The sequence below is a fragment of the Enterobacter sp. BIDMC 30 genome (assembly GCF_000534355.1).
Taxonomy (GTDB): Bacteria; Pseudomonadota; Gammaproteobacteria; order Enterobacterales; family Enterobacteriaceae; genus Enterobacter; species Enterobacter ludwigii.
The window spans coordinates 2,284,689-2,302,532 of sequence record NZ_KI973169.1 but is presented as its reverse complement, the minus strand read 5'-3'; the positions used below and the strand labels follow the sequence as shown (position 1 = coordinate 2,302,532).

At 56.5% G+C, this 17,844-nt stretch carries 19 protein-coding genes; 7 read left to right on the top strand and 12 right to left on the bottom strand.

Translation table 11 applies throughout. The features are described from left to right. From L466_RS11385 to nasR, 4 genes are all read right to left on the bottom strand, one after another. Nucleotides 1-789, bottom strand: coding sequence for an ABC transporter ATP-binding protein (locus tag L466_RS11385; protein WP_032680831.1), 789 nt, complete (start codon nucleotides 787-789; stop codon nucleotides 1-3). 9 nt (nucleotides 790-798) lie between these two features. After that, nucleotides 799-1,680: a nitrate ABC transporter permease gene (ntrB, locus tag L466_RS11390; RefSeq protein WP_014170482.1), complete on the bottom strand. Its 882-nt coding sequence runs from the start codon at nucleotides 1,678-1,680 to the stop codon at nucleotides 799-801. Between the two features lie 2 nt (nucleotides 1,681-1,682). Beyond that, complete coding sequence (locus tag L466_RS11395; protein ID WP_025203917.1) at nucleotides 1,683-2,930, bottom strand: CmpA/NrtA family ABC transporter substrate-binding protein; 1,248 nt, start codon at nucleotides 2,928-2,930, stop codon at nucleotides 1,683-1,685. Nucleotides 2,931-3,158: 228 nt separating this feature from the next. Then, nucleotides 3,159-4,343, bottom strand: a complete 1,185-nt coding sequence (gene nasR / locus L466_RS11400; RefSeq protein ID WP_014170485.1) for a nitrate regulatory protein NasR — start codon at nucleotides 4,341-4,343, stop codon at nucleotides 3,159-3,161. Nucleotides 4,344-4,415: 72 nt separating this feature from the next. Here nasR and L466_RS11405 point away from each other — a divergent pair, with 72 nt between their 5' ends. From L466_RS11405 to L466_RS11415, 3 genes are all read left to right on the top strand, one after another. Beyond that, nucleotides 4,416-4,769 carry a DsrE/DsrF/TusD sulfur relay family protein gene (locus L466_RS11405; protein ID WP_020882353.1) on the top strand — a complete coding sequence of 118 codons (354 nt, stop codon included), beginning with the start codon at nucleotides 4,416-4,418 and terminating at the stop codon, nucleotides 4,767-4,769. Between the two features lie 106 nt (nucleotides 4,770-4,875). Then, on the top strand, nucleotides 4,876-6,660 hold the full coding sequence (locus L466_RS11410) for a methyl-accepting chemotaxis protein (RefSeq protein WP_032680830.1): 1,785 nt from the start codon (nucleotides 4,876-4,878) through the stop codon (nucleotides 6,658-6,660). A gap of 211 nt (nucleotides 6,661-6,871) precedes the next feature. Continuing rightward, nucleotides 6,872-7,111, top strand: a complete 240-nt coding sequence (locus L466_RS11415) for a DUF1883 domain-containing protein (RefSeq protein ID WP_014170489.1) — start codon at nucleotides 6,872-6,874, stop codon at nucleotides 7,109-7,111. A gap of 40 nt (nucleotides 7,112-7,151) precedes the next feature. Here L466_RS11415 and L466_RS11420 read toward each other — a convergent pair whose 3' ends face one another. Both L466_RS11420 and chaB read right to left on the bottom strand, forming a co-directional pair. After that, the gene (locus L466_RS11420; RefSeq protein ID WP_020882351.1) at nucleotides 7,152-7,847 is read right to left on the bottom strand and encodes a gamma-glutamylcyclotransferase; all 696 of its coding nucleotides are present in this window, start codon (nucleotides 7,845-7,847) and stop codon (nucleotides 7,152-7,154) included. 177 nt (nucleotides 7,848-8,024) lie between these two features. Next, nucleotides 8,025-8,255: a putative cation transport regulator ChaB gene (gene chaB / locus L466_RS11425; protein WP_032680829.1), complete on the bottom strand. Its 231-nt coding sequence runs from the start codon at nucleotides 8,253-8,255 to the stop codon at nucleotides 8,025-8,027. A gap of 269 nt (nucleotides 8,256-8,524) precedes the next feature. Between chaB and chaA the strand changes: the two genes are divergently transcribed. Beyond that, nucleotides 8,525-9,619, top strand: coding sequence for a sodium-potassium/proton antiporter ChaA (gene chaA / locus L466_RS11430; RefSeq protein WP_020882349.1), 1,095 nt, complete (start codon nucleotides 8,525-8,527; stop codon nucleotides 9,617-9,619). Nucleotides 9,620-9,710: 91 nt separating this feature from the next. Here chaA and kdsA read toward each other — a convergent pair whose 3' ends face one another. Genes kdsA through hemA form a run of 6 tightly spaced genes read right to left on the bottom strand, consistent with a single transcriptional unit; the run spans nucleotide 9,711 to nucleotide 15,014 of the window. Continuing rightward, the gene (gene kdsA / locus L466_RS11435) at nucleotides 9,711-10,565 is read right to left on the bottom strand and encodes a 3-deoxy-8-phosphooctulonate synthase (protein ID WP_014170494.1); all 855 of its coding nucleotides are present in this window, start codon (nucleotides 10,563-10,565) and stop codon (nucleotides 9,711-9,713) included. 36 nt (nucleotides 10,566-10,601) lie between these two features. Beyond that, on the bottom strand, nucleotides 10,602-11,411 hold the full coding sequence (sirB1, locus tag L466_RS11440; RefSeq protein WP_014170496.1) for an invasion regulator SirB1: 810 nt from the start codon (nucleotides 11,409-11,411) through the stop codon (nucleotides 10,602-10,604). Nucleotides 11,412-11,414: 3 nt separating this feature from the next. Further along, nucleotides 11,415-11,807 carry an invasion regulator SirB2 gene (gene sirB2, locus L466_RS11445; RefSeq protein ID WP_020882348.1) on the bottom strand — a complete coding sequence of 131 codons (393 nt, stop codon included), beginning with the start codon at nucleotides 11,805-11,807 and terminating at the stop codon, nucleotides 11,415-11,417. Then, nucleotides 11,804-12,634 (bottom strand): peptide chain release factor N(5)-glutamine methyltransferase, encoded by an 831-nt coding sequence (gene prmC, locus L466_RS11450; protein ID WP_032680827.1) that lies wholly within the window; start codon nucleotides 12,632-12,634, stop codon nucleotides 11,804-11,806. Before prmC ends, sirB2 begins: the two co-directional genes overlap by 4 nt. Beyond that, a complete protein-coding gene (gene prfA, locus L466_RS11455) occupies nucleotides 12,634-13,716 on the bottom strand; it encodes a peptide chain release factor 1 (protein WP_014170499.1) in 1,083 nt (360 codons plus the stop codon). Before prfA ends, prmC begins: the two co-directional genes overlap by 1 nt. A 41-nt stretch (nucleotides 13,717-13,757) precedes the next feature. Beyond that, nucleotides 13,758-15,014: a glutamyl-tRNA reductase gene (gene hemA, locus L466_RS11460; protein WP_014170500.1), complete on the bottom strand. Its 1,257-nt coding sequence runs from the start codon at nucleotides 15,012-15,014 to the stop codon at nucleotides 13,758-13,760. Nucleotides 15,015-15,215: 201 nt separating this feature from the next. Between hemA and lolB the strand changes: the two genes are divergently transcribed. The 3 genes from lolB (at nucleotide 15,216) to prs (ending at nucleotide 17,767) form a co-directional block, all read left to right on the top strand. Continuing rightward, on the top strand, nucleotides 15,216-15,827 hold the full coding sequence (gene lolB / locus L466_RS11465) for a lipoprotein insertase outer membrane protein LolB (RefSeq protein WP_025203912.1): 612 nt from the start codon (nucleotides 15,216-15,218) through the stop codon (nucleotides 15,825-15,827). Further along, nucleotides 15,824-16,693, top strand: coding sequence for a 4-(cytidine 5'-diphospho)-2-C-methyl-D-erythritol kinase (gene ispE, locus L466_RS11470; RefSeq protein ID WP_032680826.1), 870 nt, complete (start codon nucleotides 15,824-15,826; stop codon nucleotides 16,691-16,693). The genes lolB and ispE overlap by 4 nt, the downstream gene beginning before the upstream one ends. 126 nt (nucleotides 16,694-16,819) lie before the next feature. Continuing rightward, nucleotides 16,820-17,767, top strand: a complete 948-nt coding sequence (gene prs / locus L466_RS11475; RefSeq protein WP_003856663.1) for a ribose-phosphate diphosphokinase — start codon at nucleotides 16,820-16,822, stop codon at nucleotides 17,765-17,767. The last annotated feature ends 77 nt before the right edge of the window (nucleotides 17,768-17,844 follow it).

Genomic DNA, 17,844 nt, shown 5'->3' with positions numbered 1-17,844 from the left:
TTACGCCGCTTTAGGCTGTTTTTCATAGAGGAAATGGAGGATCTGCTGACGCATATGGTGATAGCGGCTATCGTCCGCCAGCTGAACCCGATTGCGCGGGCGAAGCAGGTCAACGTGCAGCACCTCGCCGACGGTGGCCGCCGGGCCGTTAGTCATCATCAGTACCCGGTCAGAAAGCAGCACAGCCTCGTCCACATCGTGGGTGATAAGCACGATGGTGGTGTTCAGCGCCTGCTGGATTTGCATCACCGAGTCCTGCAAATGCGCGCGCGTGAGCGCATCCAGCGCGCCAAACGGTTCATCCATCAGCAGGACCTTCGGCTTCATCGCCAGCGCACGGGCAATGCCAACGCGCTGTTTCATGCCGCCGGAGATTTCCGAAGGCCGTTTGTGCAGGGCATGCCCCATCTGGACGCGATCGAGGTTGTGTTCAATCCACTCCTTGCGCTCCGCCTTGTTCATGGTGCGGCGAAAGACCTGATCCACCGCCAGCGCAACGTTGTCGAAGCAGGTGAGCCACGGCAGCAGAGAATGGTTCTGAAACACCACCGCACGCTCCGGTCCTGGCCCGGCGATTTCGCGGTTATCGCAAATCAGCCCACCTTCGGTCGGCAGGGTGATCCCGGCAATCAGGTTGAGCAACGTCGATTTGCCGCACCCGGAGTGGCCAATCAGGCTCACGGTTTCGCCTTCGTGAATATCAAAAGAGACGTTCTGCAGCGCCAGAAACTCGCCGCTGGCGGTAGAAAAACGCTGGCTCACGGCCTGGACCTGAATTAATGGTTTCATCTTCGCTCCTTATTTTTCCTGCCAGCTAAAGCGACGGGCGATCAGCATCAGCCCCTGCTCCAGCAGCAACCCGACCACGCCAATGATGACGATGGCGATGAGAATGTTTTCGACGTTGAGGTTGTTCCACTCATTCCAGATCCAGAAGCCGATCCCCAGCCCACCGGTGAGCATCTCGGCGGCGACAATGACCAGCCAGGCGATGCCAATCGAGAGGCGAACCCCGGTCAGCACCGCGGGCAGCACGGCCGGGAAGAGGATCCGCCGCATGATGGTCCACTCGGAGAGCTGCAGCACGCGGGCAACGTTGAGGTAATCCTGCGGAATACGACGTACCCCTTCGGCGGTGTTAATCACCATTGGCCATATTGAACAGATAAAAATGGTCCAGCTGGAGGCGGGTTCCGCTTTCTGGAACAGCAGCAGGCCGATAGGCAGCCAGGCTAAAGGACTGACCGGGCGTAACAGTGCAATCAACGGGCTGAACATGCGCGAGCAAAAGGTGAAGCGACCGATCAGGAAACCGAGCGGGATCCCCGCGAGCGCCGCCAGACCAAAGCCCACCGCCACGCGCTGCAGCGAAGCGAGCACGTTCCAGCCGATACCCATATCGTTTGGCCCGTCGCGGTAAAACGGGTCAGCGAAGAGCGTTAATGCGGAATCCAGCGTGCTGAGCGGCGTCGGGAACCCTTTGCTGTTGATCGCGGCCAGCTGCCAGAGCAACACCAGTAACCCGAGCCCCAGCAGCGCCGGGATCACGCGCTGCAGAAGGTCATTCATCCGTCGCGTGAACGTCGGTGCGCGGCGGCGAACCTGTACCGGAGGGAGGGTAATCACTTCCCCGCTCGCCGGCGTCTCGTCTTTCGATTTCGTGCTGTGCAGATGCTGCATAATCAGGCCCCTTTACGGTGAATAGCGAAGCGGTTGGCGTAACCGTCCGGATCGGTACCGTTCCAGACGGTACCGTCCATCAGGGTGCTGCTGCGATACGGTGATGACGGGGTGGATATGCCTCCCACCGCCGTGGCGGCATCCTGCCAGACCGAGGTCTGGTTAATGCGCTGCGCGATGGCGGCATAATCCGGCGCCGATTTGAGCAAGCCCCAGCGGCGGAACTGGGTTAAAAACCACATCCCGTCGGAGAGGTACGGATAGCTGACGGCACCCTCGTTGAAGAAACGGATCGGATGCGCATCCTGCCAGCGCTGGCCAAGCCCGTTGTCGTACTCTCCCAGCATCCGTCCGGTGAGATACTGCTCTTTGGTGTTCAGCCACGCCCGGCGAGAGAGGATTTGGGCGGTCTCACGTTTGTTGTCTGGTGATGCATCGATCCAGCGTGCGGCTTCCAGTACCGCACTCACCAGCGCCCGCGCGGTGTTCGGGTTTTTCTCCACCCAGTCGCGGCGTGTGCCAAGAATTTTTTCCGGATGATCGGCCCAGATCGACTGGGACGTTGCGGCGGTAAACCCGATGCGGTCGTTAATGGCGCGCGCATTCCACGGCTCACCAACGCAAAAGCCGACCATGTTGCCAATCCGCATGTTCATCACCATTTGCGGCGGCGGCACAACCACGGTCCGGACGTCATCGAACGGATTAATGCCCGCGCTGGCCAGCCAGTAGTACAGCCACATCGCATGCGTACCGGTCGGGAAAGTGTGTGCGAAGGTGTAAGTGCCGGGTGCCTGCTGCCCAATCAGCGTTTTCAGCCCGTCAAGATCGCGAACGCCCTTCTCTGCCAGATCGCTGGAGAGCGTGATGGCCTGACCGTTCTGGTTCAGGGTCATCAGGTTTGCCATCTGCTGTGGCTTACCGGCAAGCCCCAGCTCCAGCCCGTACAGCAGGCCGTAAAGAATGTGGGCGGCGTCCAGTTCGCCGGCCACCAGCTTATCGCGCACGGCTGCCCAGCTTGCCTCTTTGGTTGGCACGATGGTGATGCCATATTTTTTATCAAACCCCTTCAGCGCCGCGATAACCACCGGCGCGCAGTCGGTTAACGGTATAAACCCGATGCGCACCGTCTCCTGCTCCGGTTTATCCGAGCCTGCCGCCCACGCGGCCTGCATGACGCCCGGTAACAACATGGCGCCGCTCGCCAGCATGCTGGCCTGTAAAAACCGCCGTCTCGACAAATCCGCCATGACCACTCCTGAAAAAAAGACAAAAAAAAGCGCCCACCCGTGCCGAAGCACCGCTGGACGCCTTTATCCCGAAGACAGATGCACCGCCGTTGGCGCACCGTCAAAAATGGTTAATCAGATAATGCAAAGGGAATGCCAGGTTTTACTGCCCTGTTTTCCGGGCGTTTACCGGGATTTCTCCACGACCGCGCACCTCAATCAGGCACTAAATGCCCACTGATTGTGCAGCTACTCCTTAGGGGTTACCTGCCACAAGCTCTTCACGGTGAGCAGCGCGCGGGCGATATCCACCATGCGCTGGTTTTTGTCCATCGCCATTTTACGCAGCGCCGTCCATGCCTGTTCCTCACTCATCTTTTGATGGGTCATCAGTACGCTTTTCGCTTTATCGATGGTTTTGCGCTCTTCGAGCGTATCGCGCAGTGACGCGAGCTGACGGGAAAGCTGTTCTATCTCGCGCGCCTGCTGGCGAACCAGGGTTAACAAGGGCTTATCCGGATAAGAGGCCAGCGGATCGTCCTGCTCCTCAGCCGGTAGCGTGTACTCCTCCTGGCGATGGATACGCTCGTCCACCGCGATCATCAGATCGGCGATAACCATCTCCTCCAGGGTGCGCAGATGCTCAAGGCGTGCCGTTTGCAGAGCAAACCAGGCCAGTGCGGTATGGCCATTGTCAGCGGCTGGCTGGCGGGTACAGGCCACGCGCCTCAGTTGCTCCGTCTCACGGTCAGGCTGGCAATTCTGGGAAAAGGTGGTTTGCACATCCGCCGTGCTGTGGGTCATGAAAATCTCGAAGCAGGCCTGCTGTCCGTCAATCCGGTCCACCAGCCGCTGACGGATGCCATCGTCAAAATAGCCCTGCGTGAAGCCAATGGCGCCCAGCGCCCGCTCTTGTCCCGCCAGCTCTTTACCCTGCATCAGGCTATAAAGCGCGACAAAACGGCCTGCGATTTGCGGATCGTCAATGCTGTCATTAAGCTGCGGTACGATACTGAGCAGATGACGCAGGATGCGACAATAGTGATCCATCGCCTGCGGGGCCGTGATGGTTTGCTGAATAACGCCGTCACGAAGGGCTGACAGGTTATCCAGACTGAGCAGCGCGCCGGCTATACGTTCGCACACGCCGCTGCCCTGGAACGGGGAGTGATTATCCAGAACGTCATAAAGCGCAGTGAGGTTCTCATTCACCAGCGCCCGGCTCGCTTTGCATTCGGCAGCGTACAGCTTACCCTGTGAGCAGAGCCAGACGTTAGAGGCTCCACGCTCGCACTGCAGCATATGCACCAGCAGGCTGATGGCGTTAACCAGCACGCCAAGCTGTGCCAGCCTGCTCAGTTGCTCTCGGCGCATCGACCTTGCACGCTGGAGCCATTCGGTCGCACCTGGCGAAATGCCAGCCATAAATGTCATGCTTACTCTCCCGGACAGCGAAACCCTGGATAGCTAAGCAATATTCGTGCCTTTAAAAGAACAGGAGTCAACATGCAAAAGATTGTTATCGTCGCCAACGGTGCGGCTTACGGCAGCGAATCCCTTTTTAACAGCCTGCGTCTGGCGATCGCGCTACGTGATAAAGAGAGTGAACTGGAGTTACGGCTCTTTTTAATGTCGGATGCGGTCACCGCCGGGCTGAAGGGACAAAAACCGGCAGAAGGTTACAACATCCAGCAGATGCTGGAGATCCTGACCGCGCAAAACGTTCCGGTCAAACTGTGCAAGACCTGCACCGACGGGCGCGGCATCACCGGATTACCGCTGATTGAAGGTGTGGAAATCGGCACGCTCGTTGAACTGGCCGAGTGGACTCTGCGCGCCGATAAAGTATTAACTTTTTAATAATAAACCCGTAAAAATATTATTTTCTTATGGACGCGGTTTCAGCATCAAGTTTACCTGCAGGGTTGCCGATAGGCATGGAAACAACACAGCAGGTATTTCACTTATGTTCAGATCCATTCGTGCACGCATCATTGCCGCGACGACAGGTTGTCTGGTCGTCGCCCTTCTTCTTAATACTGTCATCAATTTTCAGGTCACACGCCAGGATAACCAGCAGTCACAGCGCGACATCCTGACCAGCACCAGCGCCAGCCATAACATGGCGATTGCGGACTGGGTGAAGAGCAAAATGACGGTTATCGCCTCCGCACAAACCGTTGCGCTCAGCGACGATCCGGTTCCGGTCTTTAAACAGCTTGCCCAGGCGGGTGGGTTCACTAACGTCTATGTTGGCTATGCCAGCAAAACGGCGAAATTCTCTGAACCAGCGGGCGTACCGGCGGATTATGACCCCACGATCCGTCCCTGGTATCAGCAGGTCGTAAGCCAGGATAGCCCGGTCGTGACCGCGCCATATGTTGACGCCGGTAGCGGAAAACTGGTGGTGACGTTTGCCGTGCCGGTGAAAGAAAACGGTACCCTGAAAGCCGTGGTGGCTGGGGATGTGGCGATGGACAGCGTGGTTGCTAATGTGCGCGGGATCCACCCAACCCCGGCAAGCAGCGGGCTGCTGCTGAATAGCGATGGCACCGTCATTGCCGCCAGCGACCCTGCCCTGACGCTTAAACCGTTCGCCGAAACCCTCAAAGGCATCGACTTTGCGGCGCTGAAAAGCGGAAACCCGTTAAACGGGACCTTCAATGGCGCCGAAAAAACCTTCGTGGCAACCGCCGTGCCGGGCACGAACTGGATGCTGGTTGTTGCCCTGGACACAGGCGATGCCACCTCCGGAATGCGCTCGCTGCTGAAAGCCTCGGCCATCTCGCTGGTGATCCTGGCCTTACTCAGCGGCGCCATTGTTCACTTCCTGATTGCGCGTCTGCTGAAGCGCCTGTCTGACATTCGCGATGCGATGCATAACATTGCGAACGGCACTAACGATCTGTCGCAACGCCTGCCGGACAGCGGCGATGACGAAGTGGCGCAGATAGCGCAGGCGTTTAACGCCTTCAGCGACAAGCTCTCGGTGGTGATGGTACAACTGCGGGATGCCAGCGCATCGGTGAAAAACGCCGCGCGGGAAATTGCGGCAGGTAACCAGGACCTCTCAGGGCGTACCGAGCAGGCCGCCTCCAGCCTTCGCGAAACGGCCAGCGCCGTGGAAGAGATCACCGCATCGGTAACCCAGTCGAACGAGTCTGCGGCTGAAGCCAATGACCAGGCGAGTAAGGCCTCTGCAGCGGCGGCTCGCGGCGGCGAGGTGGTATCGCAGGCCATCAGCACCATGCAGTCCATTGAAGTGGCTTCCGCGAAGATTGGCGACATCACCAGCGTGATTGACGGGATTGCCTTCCAGACCAATATCCTGGCGCTGAATGCCTCGGTGGAAGCCGCACGCGCCGGAGAGCAAGGCCGTGGGTTTGCCGTGGTGGCCGGCGAAGTGCGTAATCTGGCCAGCCGCAGCGCGCAGGCGGCGAAAGAGATTAAAACGCTTATCGATTCCACCACCAACAGCGTGGCCACCGGCTCCCGCTACGTTCATCTGGCAGGGGAAAGCATGAACGAAATCCGCTCCAGCATCGGTAGCGTGTCGGGCATCATGCGTGAAATATCCATCGCCACCAGCGAGCAGATGAAAGGTATCCAGGAGATTAACCATGCGGTGACCCATCTGGACAGAATGGTTCAGCAGAACGCCGAACTGGTGGTGCAATCTGCGGCTGCGGCCGGCGCGCTGCAGAGTCAGGCGGGCGACCTTGCTGAAACTGCCGGACATTTCCGCATTTAATTTTAGGGTGGCGCGCGTTCACCGGGCAAAACGCGCGCCAGAGTAAATTTTCAGGAATTTTGTCATTTTTGTTTAATCGTTACGCCATTTTTTGATCAAAGTCAGCATCCTCACCCTCCCCCTTTGGTGTTATGCCATGAGTGAATTGTGAACAATATCACGCTCGGATATGGCAGCAGGGAGAGCGTTGTTTAAGACTACGGGGTAAAAAATGGCACTGGTAAAAACAAGTTTGAAATTGTTTGGCGGGGATACGGTCGTGGTGCGGTGTTCTGAGCGCTGCCGCATTCATTTGATGAGTTCGAAAGCACAACAACACTCGCAGGCGGATATCCTGACCGTGCAGGATGACAAGGCATGGCTTACCGTGCCGTACACCGGCACGTGGGATGTCCTGATTGACAGCCATAGCCAGTCACTGGAGCATTCCGTAAGCTACGTTGCTGCATAAGAGACAAACGCCCGGTCTGCTCACGCAGCCGGGCGCATTCTCAGGCAAAACCGGGACGCAGCGTATTATTCAGCGGGTTCCCTTCCAGCAGCGCTTTCACTTTCACCACCAGCTCATTCAGACAATCGTCCTTCATGCCGAGGCGCGTCAGCTCCTGGTCGAGCGAAAAGAGATACTGCGCGTTGGTGCCCAGCGGTCCACTGGCGGCAGCGATCAACGGGGCAATGACCTGCGTGCGGGTATCCGCTTCATACAGCGGATGGCGCGGATCCATAATAAACACCAGCGCGTTAACGGTACGTCCGTCATCGAGTTCCAGCTTGCACCAGCTCGGCATATAGCAGCCGGTGATCATCTCGCGCTTCCACAGCAGCGTCAGTTCGTCTTCCAGCGTTGCATCCGGCAGACGGTAGGCCACCCCCGTGGTGCGTCCGCCTTCTTTTAGTGCAAGCATGCGTCCAGGCTGACACGCGCTACCTCGACCGGCCGTCAGGCGCAAACAAAATGCGCGATGCCAGCCAGGAAGTGTACCTGTTGCCGATTCGACAAATTCGAGAGCCGGGTTCCACATCAGCGAACCGTAGCCAAAAATCCATACCGGGCCATCATCCGGGCGGCACGCCAGCGTGGCAGCGAGCGACGCCGCACGTTGTTCAGCTGACCAGAGAAGCGATTCCTCAATAGCACCAAATGCCGTCTTACAATCTGCCTTCATTAAGAAATCACGCGTTAACACTTTCCACCTCCGCCACTGCATGCTTCCTTGCGACATCTGTAATCCGCCTTCCCGGCATTGTGTGCTGGTCATTTTGCCAGCAGTTGAGTAACGATAAGCAATTCACGGGCCAGTTGCAATACAACGGAAGTTCAACCGCCTGAAAAGTCAAAACGAAGGCAGCGAATGATTTCACGGCTATTTCTTTTTATGCCATTTATCGTCGTCTCCTTTCTCATATTCATGTTTTACTGCGGCCCAGGCGACTTTGTGCGCGGTCTCTTCACGGCTGGCATCATCACGTCGATCTTCTTTATCTTTGTACTGATCCCAGGCGCTATTAAAGGCCTCTTTGTAGATATCCTGCGCGTGCGCGGGCAATACGTGTTGCACGCTGTCTGGTAATTCGCGTTTCGTTTTATATGGCATCGCTAACCCCTCTTTTGGTTAAAGAGGTAAGTGTGGACGACGATACGGCAGGGTGCCAGTCAATTAAGAATTATGCGTAAATGATAATTTTAATATTATGTTATTAAAGGATTAATTATAGAACACACCATATTATCGACCCCACACAGCCAAAAAATTACAAACAGTAAAATTGAGTAAAAAATCAAGGGTATTTAACAGAGATCTGTTAAGTTAATGACCGAAAATTCTATCTATAATTACAAGCACCTGCATTGATGGAGAAGCACATGACAGCAGCACACGAGGCGGTGAAGACCCGCCACAAGGAGACATCACTCATTTTCCCGGTCCTGGCACTGGCTGTGCTGCTCTTCTGGGGAAGCAGTCAGTCACTGCCAGTGGTAGTTGGTATCAATATTCTTGCTCTGGTGGGTATCTTAACCAGCGCCTTTAGCGTTGTTCGCCATGCGGACGTATTAGCCCATCGCCTGGGTGAGCCTTACGGCTCGCTAATTCTCAGCCTTTCGGTGGTTATCCTCGAAGTCAGTCTGATTTCCGCGCTGATGGCGACCGGTGACGCCGCACCGACCCTGATGCGTGACACCCTCTACTCCATCATTATGATTGTGACAGGTGGTCTGGTGGGCTTTTCACTGTTACTGGGCGGCCGCAAATTTGCGACCCAGTACATGAATCTGTTCGGCATAAAACAGTATCTGATTGCCCTTTTCCCGCTGGCAATTATTGTGCTGGTCTTCCCGATGGCATTGCCGGGGGCCAATTTCTCAACCGGTCAGGCGCTGCTGGTTGCGCTGATTTCCGCAGCCATGTACGGTGTATTCCTGCTGATTCAGACCAAAACGCACCAGAGCCTGTTCGTCTATGAACATGAAGATGATGGCGACGACCCGCATCACGGTAAGCCGTCGGCTCACAGCAGCGCGTGGCATACGGTTTGGCTGATCGTACATCTGATTGCGGTTATCGCCGTGACCAAAATGAACGCCAACCCGCTGGAGACGCTGTTAACCGAGCTGAATGCTCCGGTCGCGTTTACCGGTTTCCTGGTGGCGCTGCTTATCCTGTCGCCTGAGGGTCTGGGGGCGCTGAGAGCGGTGCTGAACAATCAGGTGCAACGCGCAATGAATCTGTTCTTTGGCTCGGTCCTGGCGACAATCTCACTCACCGTGCCGGTAGTGACGCTGATTGCCTTTATGACCGGTAACGAGTTGCAGTTCGCGCTGGGTGCGCCAGAGATGATTGTGATGGTGGCTTCACTGCTGCTGTGTCAGATATCCTTCTCGACCGGGCGCACCAACGTGCTGAACGGCGCGGCGCACATGGCGCTGTTTGTGGCCTATCTGATGACGATATTTGCCTAAGCGTTGTTCGGTGAGGCTCTGAGGCCACACCCGACACCTCTTCCATCGGGAGAGGAATAGCCAAAAAAACCCGCCGAAGCGGGTTTTTTTATTAGTGGCTGGTATCCAGCTCGTCGAAACTCTTCACCAGATCGTCAATCGCTTTGATCTGTTTCAGGAACGGCTCCAGTTTAGCCAGCGGCAATGCGGACGGGCCGTCGCACTTCGCGTTGTCCGGGTCCGGGTGCGCTTCAATGAACAGACCGGCCAGGCCAGTCGCCATACCGGCGCGCGCCAGCTCGGTGACCTGCGCACGGCGGCCGCCAGAAGCTGCACCAAACGGGTCGCGGCACTGCAGCGCATGGGTCACATCGAAGATGACCGGAGACTGGTTAGACACGTTCTTCATCACGCTGAAGCCGAGCATATCAACGACCAGGTTGTCATAACCGAAGTTTGCGCCACGGTCACACAGGATCACTTTATCGTTGCCGCCTTCGATAAATTTATCGACGATGTTACCCATCTGGCCAGGGCTCACGAACTGAGGTTTCTTCACGTTGATGACTGCGCCAGTTTTCGCCATCGCTTCCACGAGGTCCGTCTGACGCGCCAGGAACGCCGGCAGCTGGATAACGTCGACAACGTCCGCAACAGGCTGCGCCTGAGAAGCTTCGTGCACGTCGGTGATCACTTTCACGCCAAAGGTCTGTTTCAGTTCCTGGAAAATTTTCATCCCCTCTTCCAGGCCCGGGCCACGGTAAGAGTGAATGGAGGAACGGTTGGCTTTGTCAAAAGAGGCCTTAAACACGTACGGGATACCCAGTTTCTGGGTCACGGTCACGTAGTGCTCGCAGATACGCATCGCGAGATCACGGGATTCCAGCACGTTCATACCGCCAAACAGCACGAACGGCAGGTCGTTTGCCACGTTGATATCACCAATGCTAACCACTTTTTGTTTCATAGGATCGCCTTATTCAGGTGTGAATCGGAATTAAGATTAATGCAGTGTAATTTGTTTGTGCGAGATCGCGTTGATCTGCGCACGAATCATTTCGCTGATCGGGTCTTCCGGGCATTGCTCAACGAAATAATTCAGATCGTTCAGCGCCACATGCTCGCAATCAAGCTGGGCATAAATCAGCCCACGATCGCGGATTTCGTACGGATCTTCAGGATTAAACTGCAGCAGCACTTCACTGGCACGTAATGCCAGCTCCATCTGACGCTCTTCCATCAGCGCAGATTTCAGCGTATCCAGCAGTTTACGGATCACCTCGGCGTTATCCGCTTCATCGAGATCTTCATTAAAGAGCTCGGCAACCGGGCTGATATTGCCTTTTAACCAGACGTCCAGCGTATGCTCATCCAGCGTATCGCCGTTAAACGGATTGATGAGCCACATCTCACCGTCCAGCCACTCCGCTCGCAGGATCATCTGCGTCGGGAAAATGACCGGCACCAGTGGAATATCCAGACGATGCGCGACCCACAGCAAAATGGAACCCAGCGCAACCGCGCTGCCCTGACGATTTTTTAAGACCTGATCCAGCCATAGTGCGTCAGACAGACGATACACGCCACGCGTGTCGCAGAAACCCCATTCGCCGTAGAAAAGCTCAAGCAGCTTCTCTAATTGCCAGTCCTGCGGGCGCGCCTGATTGATCTCTTCACGCGCCAGGCTGACCAGATTCTCCAACTCTTCGTAGACGTACTGCGACGTAAAATCGTCGCGGATCATCTCCGAAATCAGGATCATGCCATCGCAAAGCGGCACTTTATTAAATTCGAAATCGGCTAAGGACCTCATGACTTACCCCAGTAACGGTATTCTTGTGGTGGCGAGTTTAATGATGATGTACAGCACCACCAGCCCCAGCAAAAAGGCGATAAAACCGGTCTGCTGGCTGCGCGGACGACGACGCCCAAGCGCGATAAAACCCAAAACGATGTAGATGATAACGCCAAACAGCTTTTCAGTCAGCCATGCGCCTTTATCAGTAAATGGCAGATAGCCGGTCTTCCACATTAATCCGGCCCCTGAGAGAAACAGCACCGTGTCAATACAGTGCGGCGCAATCCGCACCCAGCGGGCGTCAATCAGCGGATTATTGCTGTAACGCCACCCGTAACGGACGATGAAAAAGCTGATGGTCAGGGCAACGGCTATCAGGTGGGCCGTGATCAGCACGGTAAAGAGACTCATGCCCATTGTCCCAGCGTCAGACGGTCGTTGCCGCCATAGTCGCGACAGGTTTCCACCGCACGATAACCTGCAGCGATGAACACGTCACGCACCGCGTCCCCTTGCGTCCAGCCGTGCTCGACCAGCAGCCAGCCGCCGGGGAGCAAATGCTGTCGTGACGTTGTCACAATATGCACAATATCCGCCAGCCCTTCATTGGCAGCGACCAGCGCCGTCAGCGGTTCGAAACGCACGTCCCCCTGCGTCAGGTGCGGGTCATGCTCGTCGATATAGGGAGGGTTGCTGACAATCATCCCGAACGTGCGGTTATCCAGCGCGCTAAACCAGCTGCTTTGCAGAACGGTGACGTTCGGGAAGCCCAGACGCGCCACGTTACGCTGCGCCAGCGCTACTGCATTGGGCATCACGTCAACCGCCGTCACCTCGCAGTCCGGACGCTCGCTGGCCAGCGCCAGGGCAATTGCACCAGTGCCGGTTCCAAGATCGAGAATTCGGCAGGCTTGTGCGGGTAAACGCGACAGCGCCTGCTCCACCAGACACTCGGTGTCCGGACGTGGGATCAGGGTCGCTGGGGAGACGTACAACGGCAGTGACCAGAACTCGCGCTCCCCGACCAGATGCGCCACCGGCTCACCGGTTTTGCGTCGGGCAAGCAGCGTAGCGAGCTGCGCTTCCTGCTCAGCGCTCAGCTGGGTCTCGCCGAAAGCCAGCAGGTAAGTGCGGGCTTTCCCCGTCACAAACTCAAGCAAAATTTCGGCGTCACGTTTAGGGCTTTCGCTCGCGGAAAGCTCACTGGCGGCCTGCCGTAACCAGTGCTGAAACTCCATTATTCCTGCTCGGACAGTGCTGCCAGCTGGTCGGCCTGGTATTCCTGCACGATAGGCTCAATCAGCATATCCAGCTTTCCTTCCATCACTTCGTCCAGACGGTACAGGGTCAGGTTGATTCGGTGGTCGGTAACACGGCCCTGCGGGAAGTTATAGGTACGGTTACGGTCGCTGCGATCGCCGCTGCCCAGCAGGTTACGACGCGTGGAGGCTTCCGCCTGCTGACGTTTTGCCATTTCAGCCGCGTGGATACGCGCGCCCAGCACGGATAAGGCTTTGGCTTTGTTCTTGTGCTGTGAACGTTCGTCCTGGCACTCCACCACGATGCCGGTCGGCAGGTGGGTAATACGGATAGCGGAATCGGTGGTGTTAACGTGCTGACCACCTGCCCCGGAGGAGCGGAAGGTATCGATACGCAGGTCCGCCGGGTTGATGTCCGGCAATTCTGCTTCAGGCAGCTCTGGCATCACCGCAACCGTACAGGCAGAAGTGTGAATTCGCCCCTGAGATTCGGTGGCAGGTACGCGCTGCACGCGATGACCGCCGGATTCAAACTTCAGACGACCGTACACGCCGTCACCGCTGATTTTAGCGATAACCTCTTTGTAGCCGCCATGTTCACCGTCGTTGGCGCTCATAATCTCAACGCGCCAGCGACGCGCTTCGGCGTAGCGGCTGTACATACGGAACAGATCGCCGGCAAACAGTGCCGCTTCGTCACCGCCGGTCCCGGCGCGGACTTCGACAAAGGCGTTACGCTCATCGTCCGGATCTTTTGGCAGCAGAAGCACCTGCAACTGTTGCTCCATCTCTTCAGAACGCGCTTTTGCGTCCAGCAACTCTTCCTGCGCCATCTCGCGCATTTCAGGGTCATCGAGCATCATCTGCGCGGTTTCAATATCTTCCTGGACCTGTCGCCAGTCGGTAAAGCATTTTGATACATCACTCAACTGCGCGTATTCACGCGAGAGCGCGCGAAAACGTTCCTGGTCAGCAATGGTCCCGGCATCGCCGAGCAGCGCCTGTACTTCTTCATGGCGCTCGTGCAGAGCTTCCAGTTTAGCGACGATAGAAGGCTTCATAGGCGTAAATGCACCTTGTAATAGAAAATGGGTATAGGGCGCTATTCCAGCCCGAGGCTGTTGCGCAGAATAGTCAGGCGTTCATCATCCCCGTCACGGGCGGCCTGCTGAAGAGATTTGGTTGGTGCATGGATCAGGCGGTTGGTCAGTTTCCAGGCCAGATCCTGCATAATGGCTTCTGCGTCGCCGCCCTGCTGAAGGGCGGCCAGCGCTTTGGCGGTCAGGTCATCACGCACCTGCTCCGCCTGACCGCGGTACTCGCGGATAGTCTCGCTGACGCTTTGCGCGCGCAGCCAGGCCATAAACTCACTTGTTTCCTGCTCTACAATGGTTTCCGCCTGAACCGCCGCCGCTTTACGCTGGGCAAGGTTATGCGAAATGATGCTTTGCAGGTCGTCCACGCTGTAAAGGTAGGCGTTCGCCAGTTTACCGACTTCCGGTTCGACATCGCGCGGGACGGCAATATCCACCAGCAGCATCGGTTGATTACGGCGGGATTTCAGCGCTCGCTCGACCATCCCTTTACCGATAATCGGCAGCGGGCTGGCGGTAGAGCTGATGATAATATCTGCCTCTTTCAGGCGCTCATCAATGTCGCTCAGCGCAACCACCTCGGCACCCACTTCGTCCGCCAGTACCTGTGCACGTTCGCGGGTACGGTTAGCGATAATCATCTTTTTAACTTTGTGTTCGCGCAGATGGCGCGCCACAAGTTCGATGGTTTCGCCCGCCCCGACCAGCATCACAGTGACGGTCGACAGGGATTCAAAGATTTGACGGGCCAGGGTACAGGCCGCGAAAGCAACAGAAACCGCACTGGCACCAATGTCGGTTTCGGTTCGCACACGCTTCGCCACGGAGAATGACTTCTGGAACATACGCTCCAGTTCACTGGCTTTCAGATGCCCTTTTTGCGAATCTGCAAACGCCTTTTTCACCTGACCGAGAATTTGCGGCTCGCCGAGCACCAGCGAGTCCAGGCCGCTGGCCACACGCATCAGATGGCTGACTGCATCGTTATCCTGATGCCAGTAGAGGCTATTACGCAGCTCTTCTTCGTTGAGGTTGTGGTAATCACATAACCAGCGGATCAGCGCTTCATGCAGGTTGTCCTGCTCTTCAACGCTTAGGTAGAGTTCAGTACGGTTGCACGTCGAGAGCACCACGCCACCCTGCACCATCGGCTGTGCAAGCAGGCTGTCCAGCGCCAGGTCAAGCGTATCCGGCGAAAACGTGACGCGTTCTCGCAGCGAAACCGGGGCTGTTTTGTGGTTAATACCGAGTGCTAATAGGGTCATGTTGAGCGGGAGTAGTACCAGCGTTAATAAGGTTAGCAGAACGCATCATACAGGATGCGCGAGATCAATAAAAGAGACTGCCCCCTTTCGGAGTAATAGCTTATACAATGCTTTGAGATAATTTGAACGTAGACGGTGGCACCCTTCGACGCTAGCATTAACAGTTATAACTGCAACGTATCTCAAGGATTTGTCCTCATTATGACCCGACTGATTCGCCTGCTGCCCCTGGCGGCACTGGTTCTGACCGCATGTACCGTCACCCAACCTAAAGGCCCGGGCAAAAGCCCTGATTCACCGCAGTGGCGTCAGCACCAGCAGGACGTCCGCAATTTGAGCCAGTACCAGACCCGTGGTGCCTTCGCTTATCTCTCTGATGAACAAAAAGTGTATGCGCGTTTCTTCTGGCAGCAAACCGGGCAGGACAACTATCGCCTGCTGCTGTTAAACCCGCTGGGCAGCACCGAACTGGAGCTTATTGCCAAACCGGGTGAAGCGCAGATCACCGATAACAAAGGCCAGCACTATACCGCCACCGACGCCGAAGAGATGATCGGCAAGCTGACCGGAATGCCTATTCCGCTGAACAGCCTGCGCCAGTGGATCCTGGGCCTGCCGGGTGACGCGACCGACTACCAGCTTGACGACCAGTACCGTCTGAGCCAGGTGAACTACACCCAGAACGGCAAAACCTGGAAAGTGGTGTACAGCGCCTATGACAGCAACACCAGGCCTTCCCTGCCATCCAACATGGAACTGACCCAGGGTAGCCAGCGCATCAAGCTGAAAATGGACAACTGGATCGTTAAATGATGACCCACTGGCCTTCTCCGGCAAAACTGAACCTGTTTTTATACATCACCGGACAGCGTGCTGACGGGTACCATACCCTGCAGACGCTGTTTCAGTTCCTTGATTACGGCGACACGATCGCGATTGGCCCGCGTCAGGACGGCGAGGTTTGCCTGCTGACGCCGGTTGATGGCGTGGCGCATGAAGATAACCTGATCGTGCGCGCTGCACGTCTGCTGATGAAAACGGCGTCGGACACCGGTCGTCTGCCGGCAGGAAGCGGCGCGGATATCCGTATTGAGAAGCGTCTGCCGATGGGCGGTGGACTGGGCGGTGGCTCATCAAATGCCGCCACCGTGTTGGTTGCCCTGAATCACCTCTGGGGCTGCAGATTATCTCAGGATGAGCTGGCAGCGTTAGGCTTAACGCTGGGGGCGGACGTCCCGGTCTTTGTGCGCGGTCATGCGGCGTTTGCTGAAGGGGTGGGCGAAATACTTTCCCCGGTCGAGCCGCCGGAAAAATGGTACCTGGTGGCCCACCCGGGCGTCAGCATTCCGACCCCGGTCATCTTCAACGATCCTGACCTGCCACGGAATACCCCGGTGCGGTCAATAGAAACGTTATTAAATTGTGAATTCAGCAACGATTGCGAGGTTATCGCAAGAAAACGTTTTCGCGAGGTTGATGCGGTGCTTTCCTGGCTGTTAGAATACGCGCCGTCGCGCCTGACTGGCACAGGGGCCTGTGTCTTTGCTGAATTTGACACCGAATCCGCCGCTCGTCAGGTGCTTGAGCAAGCGCCGGTTTGGCTGCATGGTTTTGTAGCACGTGGGATGAACATCTCCCCCCTACAGCAAGCCATTCTGGCGCAGACTGAGTTTCGGTGACAACGTCACCCTGTTCCAGACGTTGCATCGCGCTCTTTAATACACCGCCTGGATAGCATTTCGCCTGGCCCGCACAGTTTGCGGCGAACGCTATCCACCACTGGACGCATGCCTGAGGTTCTTCTCGTGCCTGATATGAAGCTTTTTGCTGGTAACGCCACCCCGGAACTAGCACAACGTATTGCCAACCGCCTGTACACTTCCCTCGGCGACGCCGCTGTAGGTCGCTTTAGCGACGGCGAAGTCAGCGTACAAATCAATGAAAATGTACGCGGTGGTGATATTTTCATCATCCAGTCCACCTGTGCTCCAACAAATGACAACCTGATGGAACTGGTTGTTATGGTCGACGCCCTGCGTCGCGCTTCAGCAGGCCGTATCACTGCTGTTATTCCTTACTTCGGCTATGCTCGTCAGGACCGTCGTGTCCGTTCCGCGCGTGTGCCCATCACTGCCAAAGTTGTCGCTGATTTCCTCTCCAGCGTTGGCGTTGACCGTGTTCTGACCGTTGACCTGCATGCAGAACAGATCCAGGGCTTCTTCGACGTTCCGGTTGATAACGTATTCGGTAGCCCAATCCTGCTGGAAGACATGCTGCAGCTGAATCTGGATAACCCAATCGTGGTTTCTCCGGACATCGGCGGCGTGGTACGTGCTCGTGCTATCGCTAAGCTGCTGAACGATACCGACATGGCAATCATCGACAAACGCCGTCCACGCGCTAACGTTTCTCAGGTGATGCACATCATCGGTGACGTTGCTGGCCGTGACTGCGTGCTGGTTGACGACATGATCGATACCGGTGGTACGCTGTGTAAAGCAGCAGAAGCGCTGAAAGAGCGTGGTGCCAAGCGCGTATTCGCCTACGCGACTCACCCGATCTTCTCCGGCAATGCAGTAAACAACCTCCGCAACTCCGTTATCGACGAAGTAGTGGTGTGCGATACCATCCCACTGAGTGACGAGATCAAAGCGCTGCCAAACGTGCGCACCTTGACCCTGTCCGGGATGCTGGCCGAAGCGATTCGTCGTATCAGCAACGAAGAATCTATCTCAGCAATGTTCGAACACTAATCGAACACGGCCGAAAAACCCGCTGCGGCGGGTTTTTTTGTCTCTGATATTTATTTGTATGATCAATGCCTCCTTCA